The following is a 13,709-nucleotide window of genomic DNA, read 5'->3' on the forward strand; positions in this document are numbered from 1 at the left end:
GACCGGCATGGCACGACCCGCCGCGGCGCAGCAGGCGGAGGCGTGCGGTTGGACGTCGATTGCAGTGCCTGACCAAGCTGCTCCGCCGTTTCTGGAGATCGCCTTGGAAAAGCCCTTGATCGTGACCCTGGAAGCCGCATTCGCCGGGTTGACGTTCCTTCCCTGGTTCGCGTCGGCGCACAACAGCCTCAACCCCAAGCTGATCCTGCATGCGGACCGCGTGGCATATCGGGTTCTGCGCACGCGCACCTACCCGTATCGCGCGATCGCCAATGTGGACTATCGAGCAGCGTGGGGAACCGAGAACATCGTGCTGAAATTCCACGACGCGAAGACGACCTTCACCGCCAATACCGGCCTGCTGCGGCGGACAAGGAGGCCATCGCGATGTTGAAGGAACAGGGTTGTCCGCTTTCCATGCGCGCGCAGACCATGCTGATGTCGCACAGCGCCGCGGTTTCGCAGCAGTAGCACGCACCACGACTGCGCAGCGCTGCAGACGGGATTTGCTGGCGGGCTGTTGCGTCCTCGCGCCTCGCATCCGTGCCAAAAAGCCGCTGTTCCAGCGGATCGACGATGCGCCGCGGATCTGCGCGATGCAGAAGAGAAGAGGGATGGTGCCGCTTATCCGAATCGAACGGATGACCTACTGTTTACAAGACAGTTGCTCTACCGACTGAGCTAAAGCGGCAAGACGGACGATGCCCGCAGGCGGGGCCGAGGCAGTCTACCTGCTGGCGCGGGCCGCGGCACGCCCGACGGCGCGGCGCCGAACACCGGCAGGCGCGGCATTCTAGCGCAGCGTGGCGCAGTCCACGCTGCGCTGGCGCGCGGCGCCGAGTTGGCGGCGCAGGGTCGCGGCCTGCGCCGCGGAGTCGGCGCGCAAGTCCAGCCACCAGCGCGACTGGCCGCTGCCGCCGCTGGGGATCAGGTCGGCGTTGAAGCCGGCACGGGTCAGTTCCGCGCGGCGGCGCTCGGCGCCTTCGCGGCTGCGGTACTGGCCCAGGGCGATGGCATTGCCGGTCTCGCCCTGGCGCAACGGGTAATAGTCGCGGATGCCGGCGGCAACGATACGCTCGGTGGCCTGCCTGAGGCCGTCCTCGCCGCCGATGGTCGGCAGGATCACGCGGAAGCTGGTGGCATCGCTGTCGGCCGCCTCGCGCAGGCGCGGACGCGGCGCGCCCGGGGCCAGCGCGGCGACGGCCGCCTGAGCGGCATCGCGATCCGGGTACGGCCCCACGCTCAGGCACACCGCCGCGTCGGCGGCGGGCTTCGCTGCAGGTTCGACCTGGGTCTGGGTTGGAGCGGGCGCAGGCGCAGCAGCGGGTGGCGCGGGCGCGGTGTCCTGGGCCGCGGTCGCGGGAGCCGCCGGTGCGTCAGCCTGCGCCGGAACCGATCCGGCCATATCGGCGGCGACGGCGGTGTCGGCCTGCACAGCGTTCTGCGCATCGGCTGGCGCGGCGACAGGCGCGGCCGCCGGCGGAGCGGGCGCAGCGGCCGGTGCCGGCGCCTCGTTGACCAGTTGCAGCGTCGCCACCCCGACCGGCACGGCCGGCATCGGCACCGGGGGCGGCGTCGGCGGCTGCATCGCCCACCACACCGCGACGCCGAGGTTGAGGATGGTCAGGACGACGAGCAGGGCGCGAACGAGCATGGCCGGATTCTAGAGCGTGCGATGCAGCTTGGGAGAGACAGTGGCTGTTGTGTGGGACCTGGCCGACCGTCCGCGCTGCACGCGGCAGTCAGCGCCACCCCGCTCAGGCGGGACCGGCCACGGTGTGCGCCTGCGCCCACAGCGCCAGCCCGTCCAGGACCAGCGCTGGGCGCTGCTCGGCTGGCGGCAATGCAGGCAACAGCGGCGGCACGCCGCCGCCATGCAACAACAGCCGCGGCCGTCGCCCCAGCACGGCCTCGCCCTGCTGCAGGCTGCGTTCGATCAGCGCCACCGCGGCGCCGTCGCAGCCGGAGGCCAGGGCGTCGGCGGTGTCGGCGGCGAACTCGTGGTAATCGCCGCCCTCGGCCGGCAGCTGGGCCGCCTTTTGCTGCAGGGCCTGGCGCATCACCGTGGGCGACGGCGCGATGCGGCCGCCGTGATGCAGACCGTCGCGATCGAGCAGGTCCACCGTCAGCGCCGTTCCCACCCCCACCACCAGCACGTCGCCGCCGCCATGCGCGGCGAGCAGGGCCAGGAACCGGTCCACGCCGAACGCCTGCGGCCGCGCATAGGCGATGCGGACCCCGGCGCAGACGGCCTCGGTCCGCGCCACCTGCACCTGCGCGAAGCGACTGCGCAGCGTCTCCAGCACGGTCGCGGTCAGGGCCGGCGCGGCGACGCTGGCGACATAGGCGATGTCGCCCTGCGGCAGGGCCGCCACCGCCGCCGCGTCCATGGCTTCGGCACCATGCGGCCAGGCCTGCACCGTGCCCGCCTGGCCGTTCTGCAGCGCGGCGAACTTGAAGCGCGAGTTGCCCAGGTCGAACAGCCAGTCGCTCATGCCGCCCTCACGCTGACATCGCCCGCATGCACCGGCAGCTCGCCGTCGGCGAAGGCCACGCGCAGCGCGCCATCCTCGGCCAGCCCCAGCGCCACGCCTTCGCGCACCTGGCCGCCATCGTCGATGCGTACGGCGCGTCCGGCCAGCAGATCCAGCGCGGCGTAGCGCGGCAGGAACGGCGCCAGGCCTTCGGCGTCGAACAACGCCAGCGCCGGCAGCAACTGCGACAGCACCGCCGCGGCGATCGCGTTGCGCGACACGGGGCCACCGGCGAGCCGGGTCAGGTCGGTCCACGGCTGGTCGATGTCCGCGGCAGTGGCCGCCGGCATCGCCACGTTCAAGCCCAGGCCGATCACCGCCCGCGCCGGCCCAGCGAACTCGCCGCCGCCCTCCACCAGCAGGCCGCCCAGCTTGCGCCCGTCGGCCAGCAGGTCGTTCGGCCACTTCAGCCCGACCGCGGCGAATCCGGCCGAACGCAGGGCTTCGGCCACGGCCACGCCGGCCGCCAGGCTCAGGCCGCCCAGCCGGCCCAGCCCGCCCTGGAAGCTGCGCGCCACCGACAGGTACAGATGCGCGGCCAGCGGCGAGGCCCAGACCCGGCCACGGCGGCCGCGCCCGCCGGTCTGGCGCTCGGCCAGCAGCACCGCGCTGCCCTGCGCCGGCGCCGGCCGCTGCAGCAACGTCGTGTTGCTGGAGACCAGGCTCCAGGCGATCTCCAGGCCGGCCAGTTCGGTGCGCGCCGGCGCAGTCAGCCCGGCCCGGATCGCTGCGGGGTCGAGCAGTTCCAGCGGCCGTGCCAGCCCATAGCCCTCGCCGGCCCGGCCCTCGATCTCCACCCCGGCCGCGCGCAGCGCCTGAATGCGCTTCCACACCGCCGCCCGGGTCAGCCCGCAGGCGCGCGCCAGGGCATCGCCGGACAGGGGGCCCTTGCTGAGCCTGGCCAACAGTTCGCGCTCGTCCAACGCCGGTTCCATCGCCTCGTTTCGCCCCCGGGCGCGCCGTTGCGCGACCTCGTAAACCGAAAAGTATGCGGCAACGCCCCCCGGGCGCCCAGGGCCGGCACCCTGCAGCGGGTGAAAACCGCGTTAGAATCGGGATTCACCGCCGCTCGCCCTGGATGCCGACGATGCGCCGTTCCTTGCCCTGCCTGCTCCTGTTGCTGCTGCCCCTCGCTGCCGCCCACGCGTCGAATGTGCTGGCGGAGAAGCCGCACACCGACTGCACCTACGGCGACGCGGTCGATGCCGACAACACCCCGACGCGTCCGCCCGCGACGCTGCACGCGCCCTCCTCCACCAAGCCGGCCTCGACCACCACGGGCGGCGGCAGCGACAGCGACCTGGTGCCGCGCATGCGCATGCCGAAGTGGCACAGCTTCCTGCCGGGGATGTTCCGCTGATTCCACGCTGGCTGCGCGGGCTGTGGTCCAAGCCTGCTGCCATCGATGACGCCACCTGGCAGGCCGTGCGCCGCGACTGCGCCTGGGTCGCCGCGCTGGATGCGCCGCGCGAACAGCGCCTGCGGGCGCTGGCCAGCGAATTCCTGCACCGCAAGACCATCTCGCCGCTGGGCGGCCTGCAGCTGGACGCCCGCCAGTGCGGCCTGCTTGCCGCATTGTGCTGCCTGCCGCTGCTGGAGTACGGCGTCGACGGCATGCGCGGCTGGTCGCAGTTGCTGGTCTACCCGGACGCGTTCCGCGTGCAGCGCAGCCATGTCGACGCGGCGGGCGTGCTGCACGAGTGGGAAGACGAACTGATCGGCGAGTCATGGGACAGCGGCCCGTTGATCCTGTCGTGGGCCGACGTGCAGGCCGACCTGGACGATCCGCGTGCCGGCTACTGCGTGGCGGTGCACGAGATGGCGCACAAGCTCGACGTGCTCGACGGCGTCCTGGACGGCACGCCGCTGCTGCCGCGCGCCTGGCAGCGGCAATGGGCCGACGATTTCCAGCGCAGCTACGACGCCTTCTGCGCACGCGTGGACCGCGGCCGCGCCAGCGAGATCGACGCCTACGCCGCCGAAGCGCCGGAAGAGTTCTTCGCGGTGGTCAGCGAATATCACTTTTCCGCGCCAGAGCGGCTGCAACGCGAGATGCCGGAAGTGGCGGCGCATCTGGCGCGGTTCTATGGACCGTCGCCATTCGCTGTGGACTGAGCGGCCATCGCGTCTTGAGGCATCGCTTCAAGACGTCGTCGCGATGAACGCGACAAAGCATGCGTTACGGGGAGTCGAGCGCGTCACGCGTCGGGACTGAAGTCCCTCCCACAGTGCACTCGTCGCGGCTGAAGCCGCTCCTACAGGACATTTTCGAATCCCTTCGTCGCGAAGAACGCATCACACCAACTTCAGATCCCGCGCATGCGCCTGCGGAAACACCTTCTGCAGCTGCGTCGGCGACAAGCCCCACATCCGGCCGAGCAGGCCGGCGAACATGTCGCGGTAGTTGGTCAGCACCGGGTAGTCGCGGTCCTGGAACAGCTTGTCCTTGCTCACCGCCACCTGCTCGCCGGCGATGCGGCCGCCATTGACTCCGCCGCCCAGCACCCAGTACGTGGTGCCGTGACCGTGGTCGGTGCCCTTGTCGCCATTCTCGCGGAAGGTGCGGCCGAACTCGGACAGCACCACCACCACCGTATTGCGCCACTCCGGCCCCAGCGCCTCGGCATAGGCCGACAGCCCCTCGGACAGGTTGGCCAGGTTGTTGGCCAGCGCGCCGTCGGTGCTGCCCTGGTTGACATGGGTGTCCCAGCCGCCGACATCGACGAAGCCGAGCCGGTAGCGCTCGCGCATCAGCGTGGCGATACGGCGGGTTTCGTCGGCGAAGGTGCGCGCGCTGGCGGCGCCGCGGTTGGCCTGCTGCATCTCGTCGCGCAAGGCCTGCGAGACCTGCTGGCGCAGCGCCAGGCCGTCGTGCGCAGCGCTGGCCAACTGCGTGCCGTGATACATGCCGGCGAGGATGTCGGCCTGGCGCTGGTCGAAGGCCGGGGTCGGATTGCGCTTGAGCGAGAGATTGGGGATGTCGCCGCCGCCCTGGAAGCTCAGCGGCAGCGAATCGGTGAAGGCGATCGACGGCGTGCCGGTAGCCACCTGCGACAGCCGCGCCAGGAAGCCGGTGCGATAGTCGCTGCGCTGCCCGGCCGGTTGCCCGGCCTCGATGCTGTCCTGGGTCTCGAAGTGACTGCGCGACAGGTCGTCGGTGCCGGCGAAGGGCACGAACGCCAACTGCTTGTCGGTCCACAGCGGCATCAGCGTGTCGCGCAGCCGCGGGTTCAAGCCCCACTGGCTGTCCAGCGCAATGGCGCTGTTGGGATTGGCCGGATCCGGCCTGGCGATCGCCAGGCTCGGCCGCGAAGCGTAGTAGAAGTCGCTCGCGTACGGCACCAGCAGGTTGTTGCAGTCGTAGCCGCCGCGCAGGAACACCACCAACAGGCGCGGCGACGGCGCCGGTGCGGCGAACAGGCGCCCGGCGAACGGCAGGCTGGCCGCAGCGGCGGCGGACGCGAGCAGGAAGCGGCGACGGTGCATGACGGAACTCCGGGCGGCGAAGGCCGCAGTCAGCGGTAATTGAAGTCGGGGGACGCCAGCAGGTAGCCGTTCCACTCCTGCTGCGAGCGCGCCTGCGCCAACGCCTGGCGCGTGGCGTCGCTCAGTTGCGGCTCGATCGCGTGGTAGTACAGCGGCGTGCTCAGTTGCGGGAAGCCGCCGCGCTGTTGCCCGTCGACGGTGAACAGCTGGGTGTTGCCGTTGCCGATCGCGCGTGCGATCTCGAAGCGCTGCGCCATCTGCCCGGAGCTGTTCCAGGCACTGGACTGCAGCGACCAGCCATCGGGCGTGATCCGTCCGAAACTCGGCTCGCCCATCTGGTTCAACCAGCCCAGCAGCGGCTGCGGATTGACGATGGTCTGGCCGTCGTAGGCCAGGCGCAGCGCCGAGACCAGGAAGCGATAGGGGTCCTTGAACTTGTGCGGCGCGCCGGCGGCCATCTCCGGCGCGGTGAACATCACCTGCAGCACCGCGGCGATATCGCCATCGCTGCGCTGGAAGGTACGCGCCATCTTCTCCACCAGCGCCGGCGGCGGATCGTCGGCGACGAAGTACTCGGCCAACTGCCGCGAGATGAAGTGCGCGCATGCCGGCTGGCGCACGATCAGTTGCACCGCGCGCTCGACCTCGTCGAAGCCGCCGCCGGCAATGCGCTGGCCGAGCAAGGTCTTGTCGCCGGGTTCGTGCCGCGCCGGATTGAATTCGAACGCGCCGCGGCGCACATACTGCGCCTGCAACGCCGGCGGCAGCTTCGGCGGCCCGTCGCGGTCGACCGGCGCGATGCCGACGCCGGTCAGGATCAGCGCCAGTTGCTGCACGTCCTTCTGCGTGTAGCCGGCATCGACGCCGAGGGTATGCAGCTCCATCAACTCGCGCGCGTAGTTCTCGTTGACCTTGCCCTTGGCGTTCTGCGCGTTGTCCAGGTACTCCAGCATCGCCGGACTCTCCAGCGTCGCCATCACCAGGTCGGAGAACTTGCCCAGGGCATGCGGACGGATCGCGTTGTCGGCGTAGTCGGCCACGGTCCAGTGCAGGCGGCCCTTGTCGGCGAACACGCTGAAATGGTTGAGCCAGAACCACACCATCTGCTCGCGCAGTTGGTCCGGCGCGTAGATCGCACGCAACAGCTGCGCCTGCCGAGTCTGGTTCAACAGCAGATCGCCGCGCTGTTGCGCGGCCTTCTTCGCCGCGACCTTGGCATCGCCGTCCGGCATCGCCTTGATCGCCTGCTGCGCGGCGGCCTGCTGCTTGAGCAGCTCCTGCACCGGCGTATGCAATGCCGCGTAGCCATCCAGTTGCGCGCGCACCGGCGCCGGCAGAGCGGCGTCGCCGGCATCGGCCTGCAGTTGCTCGCGCAGGAAGCGCTTGCGGCCGTCGCGCTCGAACTGCGCCACGCTGGCGCTGTCCAGACCGATGGTCATCGACTGCAACCAGCGCGCGTCGTCGCGCTTGATCACCTTGTCGGTGGCGGCGATGGCGCCGACGGTGAACAGCACCAGCAACAACGACAGCAGCAATCGCTGGGTGTGGCGCAACACACGCCGGCCGCGCACGCGCAGACGCGTTGCTGCAGGACGATGCCGGGGTACGGGCATGCGGGGCTCCTGGACGAAAAGCGGCGTGAAGACCGGCGCAGTATCGCCAGCTGGGCGCCGGTCGCGTTAAGCCACTGTCGGAAACCTCCCGGTCATTTGCACGGGATTCACCTGCTGCTGCGGTGCAGCGCTGCCGCGTGGGTCGACCGGATGTCGGGCCTGTAACACCGTGGGATACGGGTCTCAGCTGGCCGGACCTGTTCCTGCGCCTACAGCCCCGGCGGCAGAGTGACGAGGAAGCGCGCCCCGCCCAGTTCCTCGGAGCGGCTCACCTGCAGTTCGCCGCGGTAGCCCTTGACCAGGTCCTGCACGATCGCCAGGCCGATGCCGTGACCGTGCACGCGCTCGTCGCCGCGCACGCCGCGCTGCAGGATGTGCGCCACTTCCTCCGGGGCGATGCCGGGGCCGTCGTCCTCCACGGCGATGATCAGGCCGGCGCGGCGGCTGCCGGCGGCCGGCTCCGGGCGCACGCTCAGCAGCACCCGCCGGCGCGCCCACTTGAACGCGTTCTCCAGCAGGTTGCCGAGCAGTTCCTGCAGGTCGCCGGGCTCGCCATGGAAGCGCGCGCTCGGCTCGATGTCGAACTCGCACAGCACGCCCTTGGCCGCGTAGACCTTCTCCAGGCCGCGCACGATCTCCTCCGCGTTGGGTTCGATCGGCAACGGTGCGGCGAACAGCTTGTGACCGCTGGAGGCGGCGCGCGCGAGTTGGTAGGACACCAAGTTGTTCATGCGCCGCAACTGCACGTCCAGCTCTTCGCGCAGCTCCGGCCCCTGCGCGCCGCTGTCGAGCTGGGTGCGCAGCACCGCCAGCGGCGTCTTCAGGCTGTGCGCCAGATCGGCCAGGGTGTTGCGCTGGCGGTCCAGGTTCTCGCGCTCGCTCTCGATGAATGCGTTGATGCTGTCGGTCAGCGGCTCCAGCTCGCGCGGGTGGCGATCGCCCATGCGCATCGCTTCGCCGCGCTGCACCTTGGTCAGTTCGTTGATCACCCGGCGCAGCGGGCGCAGGCTCCATTGCAGGATGAAGGCCTGCAACACCAGCAGGATCAGACCGGCGCCGCCGAGGTTGAACCACACCCGGCCGCGGAACACGCGCAGCTGCGCACCCAGCGCGCGGGTGTCCTCCATGATGTAGATGGTGACCGGGGTTTCCTTGTCACGGCGCACGTAGGCCAGGCCGATGCCGTAGCGGTAGACCTCGCCCTGGCTGCCGTCGATCTGGGTGATCGGCCAGGGGCCGTCGAAGGTCTCCTGACGCGGTTCGAGCATGCCACCCGTGGGCGGCAGCGGACCCTCGCTGGACATCGAGACCCAACGTTCGTTGGGCAGCACGATCTGTGCGTACAGGCCGCTGCCCGGCCGGTCGAAGTGCGGGTCCGGCGGCGGCTTGTCGTAGTTGATGTACAGCGAGCCGTCGCGTGCCACGTCGACGTTGTTGGCGTAGGCGGTGGCGTAGCTCTTCAGGCGCTCGCGCAGGTTGCTCAGCGCGGTGTCGGCGAAGGCCTGGTCCAGCGCGTAACCGGCCGCGGCCAGGAACGCCACCAGGCTGAGGCTGGCGGCGAGCAGCTGGCGCGCCTGCAGTGAACGCGGGCGCCAGCGCTTGTACCACCTGGGTCGTGCCGCCACGCGGTCGCTTCCTCGGTGTGCTCGCCGGCGCCTGCAATCAGCCTTCGGTGCGCGGAATCGCGAACCGGTAGCCGCGGCCGCGCACGGTCTCGATCGGCTTCAACTCGCCGTCCGGGTCGAGCTTCTTGCGCAGGCGGCCGATGAAGACTTCCAGCACGTTGGAGTCGCGGTCGAAATCCTGCTGATAGATATGCTCGGTCAGGTCGGCCTTGGAGACCAGTTCGCCGGCATGCATCATCAGGTACTCGAGCACCTTGTACTCGTAGCTGGTCAGGTCGACGTTGCTGCCGCTGACGCTGACGGTCTGCGCCGCCAGGTCCAGCGCGACCGGACCGCATTCCAGCGTGGGCTTGCTCCAGCCGGCGGCGCGGCGCAGCAGCGCATTGACGCGCGCCAGCAGCTCTTCGACGTGGAACGGCTTGACCAGGTAGTCGTCGGCGCCCTGCTTGAGGCCTTCGACCTTGTCCTGCCAGCTGGAACGCGCGGTGAGGATCAGCACCGGGAACTTCTTGCCTTCGTCGCGCAGCGCCTTGATCAGCTCCATGCCCGACATCTTCGGCAGGCCGAGATCGATGATGCCCACGTCGAAGGGCACTTCGCGGCCCATGTACAGGCCTTCCTCGCCGTCCTGCGCCGCATCCACCGCAAAACCTTCGCGCTTCAGGCGAGCGGCCAGGGTCTCTCGCAGCGGAGCTTCGTCTTCGACCAGAAGGATACGCATAACTCTCCCTAGTAACTTACAGGTGGCCGGTGGCCGGGGCGGTGTGTGGAACCTGAACCGAACTATCCGGACTCACGGGTGATCGTCGCGTGGTGGCTCCGGAGGCTCGCCCGACCGCGGCGCCCGCGGCGGTGCCGCACGGCCAGGCTGCGGATCGTCCATGTAGCGTACCCGCCCACGGCCATCCATGTACTTGACGCGGTTGATGTCGCGGCCGTCGAACGGCACGCGCTCGGCGCCAAGGATCTGCCCCCCGGTGGAGCGCTGCACCCGACGCACCGCGTCGGACAGCGAGCTGCCGCCATAGTCCCGATTACGCCCCGCGTCCCGCTCCGGCGGCGCCATCACCCCCGGCATGGGCGGCTGCTGCGCACGGCCGTGGCCAGCCGCGACCGACGCCAGCGCGAGCGCGAACACAGCGGCGAAGCGGTAGTGGCGGGAAGCGGAAGAAGTCACGACGGGCATCCTAACGGACTGATCGGAAACGTTCAAAACTTGTGAAGCGCGACACCTCGCGGGAACGGCGGCGACCTCGAGAAATCGAGGCAAATTCTTGATTTTTCGGGGTGAATCCGGTCTGAACTTTTCCGGGCGCCACGGGCAACATTCAGTCAAATGAACCTGTGGAAGGCCGATGCAAGGGCCGCGCCAGCGGTCCGGAGAGGCCCTCGGCAAGTGCTTCAGAGCGTCTCCCGGCAGGCAGAGACTAGTCGCCAGACCCTGAACAGACTCCCTGAACGAGCAGGGGGAAAGGGGATCCGGGTCCACCACCGAGCAGGCCGCCATGTCGTCGGATGCCTCCGCGCGGAGGCGATGACGGCCAGCCGCCACGCAGCAGCTACGGTCCGAAGACGCTCCATGGACCGGGTCAGGCCGCCGCGCGCGCCGCCCCGTCGGTGACCGCCAGCGCCCGCTCCAGCAGTGCCCAATCGGCCCCGGGGCGGTGCGCCCCTTCGCTGAGCACCTGGCGGAAGGCACGCCCGCCGGGCTGGCCGTGGAACAGCCCGAGCAGGTGCCGGGTGATGTGCTTGAGCGCCAGGCCTTCGGCCAGGCGTGTCTCGACGTAGGGACGCAGCGCACGCAGCAGTTCCGCACGCGGGCGCAGTGCGGCGCCGGTCAGGGCCGCGTCCAGCCGGTGCAGGACGTAGGGGTCGTGGTAGGCGGCGCGGCCCAGCATCACCCCGTCCACCGCCTGCAACTGCGCCTGCGCCGTCTCCACCGCAGCCAGGCCGCCATTGAGCACCACCTGCAGCTGCGGCCGCTCGCGCTTGAGCCTGTGCGCCCAGTCGTAGCGCAGCGGCGGCACTTCGCGGTTCTCCTTCGGCGACAGGCCCTGCAGCCAGGCGTTGCGCGCATGCACCACGAACATCCCGCAGCCGGCCGCGGCGACCTGGTCGACGAAGGCCAGGAACACCGCGTAGTCGTCGTCCTGGTCCACGCCCAGGCGGCATTTCACCGTCACCGGGATGTCGACGGCCTCGACCATCGCCGCCACGCACTCGGCGACCAGCCCCGGCTCGCGCATCAGGCAGGCGCCGAAACGCCCGGCCTGGACCCGGTCGGACGGGCAGCCGCAATTGAGGTTGATCTCGTCGTAGCCCCAGTCCTGGCCGATCCGCGCCGCCTGCGCCAGCAGCGCCGGCTCGCTGCCGCCGAGCTGGAGCGCCACGGGATGCTCGGACGCATCGAAATCCAGCAGCCGCGCGCGGTCGCCCAGCACCACCGCATTGGCGTGCACCATCTCGGTGTACAGCCGCGCCGACGGCGCCAGCAGCCGGTGGAAGACCCTGCAGTGGCGGTCGGTCCACTCCATCATGGGCGCAACGGACAGCCGCAGCGAGGCGGCATAGCGCGCGGGGAGATCGGCGGCGGGGAGCGGAAGCGTCATCGGCACGGCGGACGGGCGCCGCTGGCCGTCGGCCGCAGCGCCAGGTCATTGGCTTAGGGATCAATAGCTTACACGTTCGCCATGAACGCTGCCGGTGTGGCGGTCCGCAGGGCGACAGCGCCGCGGAATCAGCCTGCGGTTTTCGCCGCGCTGCTACTTGCGCAGATAGAGCGTCTTGGCGCCGAAGTCGATCACCGCACCGGCCTTGGCCAGGAAATCCGCTCCCAGCATTCCGCCCCTGGCCTCGCCATCCGGACGCGCCTGGCTCGCATAGGCGTAGACATCCTCGATGGCGGCATCGTGCACCGGCTTGGACGACCAGGTACCGATGCGCACGACGATCGACTGCCCGGTGCGATAACGATAGATTTGTGCCCCCTTCGGACCGGCCATTTCCCTGTCGATCGCGCCCTTTTTCACGCCGGCCTGGCGCGCGAAGGCCTCGTCGATGACGAGATTGCCGACCGTGCTGACGACCATCGCGCGTTCTACCCGCCCAAGCGTCGCGCTGACGGTATAGCGATTCGCCTTCTCGTCGAACTGCATGGGCAGCGCCACGTAGCCCGCGCCCAGCAGGCGCGCGCGCAAGCTGGAGATCTGCGTCGCGTCTGGGCTCACCAGGATACGCTTGCCGGGATAGTCCAGGACCACGCGGTTCGCGCGGATCCAGCCGATGCCCAACATGCCCACGTCGGCGTCTGGTTCCGGCGTCTCGAAGACCGACACCGGTACGTTCGTCACGGTGACGTCACCGATCGTGAGGCGATCCAGGACGCCCTCGTCGCGGCCGAGCGTGCTGACCTTGCCGGGTGCCTCGATGCCGAACGCGCCCTGATGGCGCAGGTCCCTGACGCCGACCTGGGTGGCGATGCGATGGATCATCTGCACGTACAGCGACGCATTGGAGTGCACCATCATCTTGTTGGGGTGACCGTTCAACTGCACGTCGATGACCGGGCGCGTGGCGTCGCCGATCGTCGCGTTGGAAAAGGGCGCCGTCGCGAAGGTGGCCGCACCCGGACTCGGCGGGCCGAGCGTATCGGCAGACACGGCACCTGCAGCAAGTGCGAGCCCGAGCAGCGCGGCGCGCAACGACGAGCGGAACGGCGGGATTCTGGACATCCAGGCTGACCTTGGCAAAGGCGATGGCGGGAGCAACGCAGCGCATCGGCACGCCTTGCCGCCTCTGCGTCGGATAACGCACCCGAGTCTATCGGGGAAACAGGGCCGGCGAGCGGCAACGTCGTCGCCGCGGCGACGCACGCAGTTCCGTCGCTTGCCCTCCTCTTGGCGAGACGGCCGGAAACGCCGCGCCCATTTGACGCAGCCCGCGCCTGGGTCCTCGGCCGCCCACCGCCACTTGGCGGATGCACGGCCGCGCGTCGACACGCTTGACCGCCCGCCGCATCCGGCCTATCGTGCGCTCGCCGAAGGTATTCATCGCTTCATTCGGATGAAGGGATGAATTTAAACGGGAATCCGGTGACGGCCGGCGCCGCAAGCGCCTGCCCATTCCGGAGCTGCCCCGCAGCGGTGAATGGAAACGACCTCCGTCAATGGCACTGGGCCGGCGTATGCCGGCCTGGGAAGCGACGGACAGTAGGTGCGCAGCCAATGTGGTGCGCGTGTCCATCAGCCCGAATACCGGCCCCGGCCGGAGGACCGTGCGTCCTCCGATTCGACCTGGCGCCTCCGCGGGGAGGCGGCCGGACCGCGACCCGGCCTTGCGCCGCGCCGCGCCGTCCGCCTGCCCGCGCGGTACCGGTTCGCCCGCGGGGGCGAAGGTCGCTGGCGTGGCGGGCGGTCCGTGCAAGCGGGACGCGCGGCGCGCGGTTCCTTCGT

General features: G+C 70.0%; 13 protein-coding genes, 1 tRNA gene and 1 riboswitch. Of the genes, 3 read left to right on the forward strand and 11 right to left on the reverse strand.

The window, feature by feature from the left end:
* The first annotated feature begins 7 nt into the window (after positions 1 to 7).
* Complete coding sequence (locus AC1PK7_RS20050) at positions 8 to 394, forward strand: hypothetical protein (protein WP_481099276.1); 387 nt, start codon at positions 8 to 10, stop codon at positions 392 to 394.
* A gap of 221 nt (positions 395 to 615) precedes the next feature.
* Here the strand turns inward: AC1PK7_RS20050 and AC1PK7_RS20055 are convergent.
* The 4 genes from AC1PK7_RS20055 to birA form a co-directional block, all read right to left on the reverse strand.
* Positions 616 to 691: transfer RNA gene (locus tag AC1PK7_RS20055), tRNA-Thr, on the reverse strand.
* 102 nt (positions 692 to 793) lie between these two features.
* Complete coding sequence (locus AC1PK7_RS20060) at positions 794 to 1,654, reverse strand: SPOR domain-containing protein (RefSeq protein ID WP_481099277.1); 861 nt, start codon at positions 1,652 to 1,654, stop codon at positions 794 to 796.
* Positions 1,655 to 1,757: 103 nt separating this feature from the next.
* Positions 1,758 to 2,495, reverse strand: a complete 738-nt coding sequence (locus AC1PK7_RS20065; protein WP_481099278.1) for a type III pantothenate kinase — start codon at positions 2,493 to 2,495, stop codon at positions 1,758 to 1,760.
* Entirely contained in the window at positions 2,492 to 3,469 is a 978-nt protein-coding gene (gene birA / locus AC1PK7_RS20070; protein WP_481099279.1) for a bifunctional biotin--[acetyl-CoA-carboxylase] ligase/biotin operon repressor BirA, read from the reverse strand. The genes AC1PK7_RS20065 and birA overlap by 4 nt, the downstream gene beginning before the upstream one ends.
* A 143-nt stretch (positions 3,470 to 3,612) precedes the next feature.
* On the opposite strand from birA, the gene AC1PK7_RS20075 reads away from it, so the two are divergent.
* Together AC1PK7_RS20075 and AC1PK7_RS20080 are read left to right on the forward strand one after the other, a co-directional pair.
* On the forward strand, positions 3,613 to 3,894 hold the full coding sequence (locus tag AC1PK7_RS20075; protein ID WP_481099280.1) for a hypothetical protein: 282 nt from the start codon (positions 3,613 to 3,615) through the stop codon (positions 3,892 to 3,894).
* The gene (locus tag AC1PK7_RS20080; protein ID WP_481099281.1) at positions 3,861 to 4,649 is read left to right on the forward strand and encodes a M90 family metallopeptidase; all 789 of its coding nucleotides are present in this window, start codon (positions 3,861 to 3,863) and stop codon (positions 4,647 to 4,649) included. Before AC1PK7_RS20075 ends, AC1PK7_RS20080 begins: the two co-directional genes overlap by 34 nt.
* Positions 4,650 to 4,829: 180 nt before the next feature.
* Here the strand turns inward: AC1PK7_RS20080 and AC1PK7_RS20085 are convergent, their stop codons facing one another.
* From AC1PK7_RS20085 to AC1PK7_RS20115, 7 genes are all read right to left on the reverse strand, one after another.
* Positions 4,830 to 6,020: a DUF1501 domain-containing protein gene (locus AC1PK7_RS20085; RefSeq protein ID WP_481099282.1), complete on the reverse strand. Its 1,191-nt coding sequence runs from the start codon at positions 6,018 to 6,020 to the stop codon at positions 4,830 to 4,832.
* A 29-nt stretch (positions 6,021 to 6,049) separates the two neighbouring features.
* On the reverse strand, positions 6,050 to 7,633 hold the full coding sequence (locus AC1PK7_RS20090; RefSeq protein WP_481099283.1) for a DUF1800 domain-containing protein: 1,584 nt from the start codon (positions 7,631 to 7,633) through the stop codon (positions 6,050 to 6,052).
* Between the two features lie 209 nt (positions 7,634 to 7,842).
* Positions 7,843 to 9,213 (reverse strand): ATP-binding protein, encoded by a 1,371-nt coding sequence (locus AC1PK7_RS20095; RefSeq protein WP_029561833.1) that lies wholly within the window; start codon positions 9,211 to 9,213, stop codon positions 7,843 to 7,845.
* Positions 9,214 to 9,295: 82 nt separating this feature from the next.
* Entirely contained in the window at positions 9,296 to 9,979 is a 684-nt protein-coding gene (locus AC1PK7_RS20100; protein WP_003469280.1) for a response regulator transcription factor, read from the reverse strand.
* Positions 9,980 to 10,051: 72 nt separating this feature from the next.
* The gene (locus AC1PK7_RS20105; RefSeq protein WP_039726258.1) at positions 10,052 to 10,435 is read right to left on the reverse strand and encodes a hypothetical protein; all 384 of its coding nucleotides are present in this window, start codon (positions 10,433 to 10,435) and stop codon (positions 10,052 to 10,054) included.
* Positions 10,436 to 10,847: 412 nt separating this feature from the next.
* The gene (gene dusA / locus AC1PK7_RS20110; protein WP_481099284.1) at positions 10,848 to 11,867 is read right to left on the reverse strand and encodes a tRNA dihydrouridine(20/20a) synthase DusA; all 1,020 of its coding nucleotides are present in this window, start codon (positions 11,865 to 11,867) and stop codon (positions 10,848 to 10,850) included.
* 153 nt (positions 11,868 to 12,020) lie between these two features.
* Positions 12,021 to 12,989, reverse strand: coding sequence for a retroviral-like aspartic protease family protein (locus AC1PK7_RS20115; RefSeq protein ID WP_481099285.1), 969 nt, complete (start codon positions 12,987 to 12,989; stop codon positions 12,021 to 12,023).
* Positions 12,990 to 13,280: 291 nt separating this feature from the next.
* Positions 13,281 to 13,534: riboswitch (cobalamin riboswitch) on the forward strand.
* The last annotated feature ends 175 nt before the right edge of the window (positions 13,535 to 13,709 follow it).

Source organism: Xanthomonas sp. NCPPB 3174, assembly GCF_056725205.1.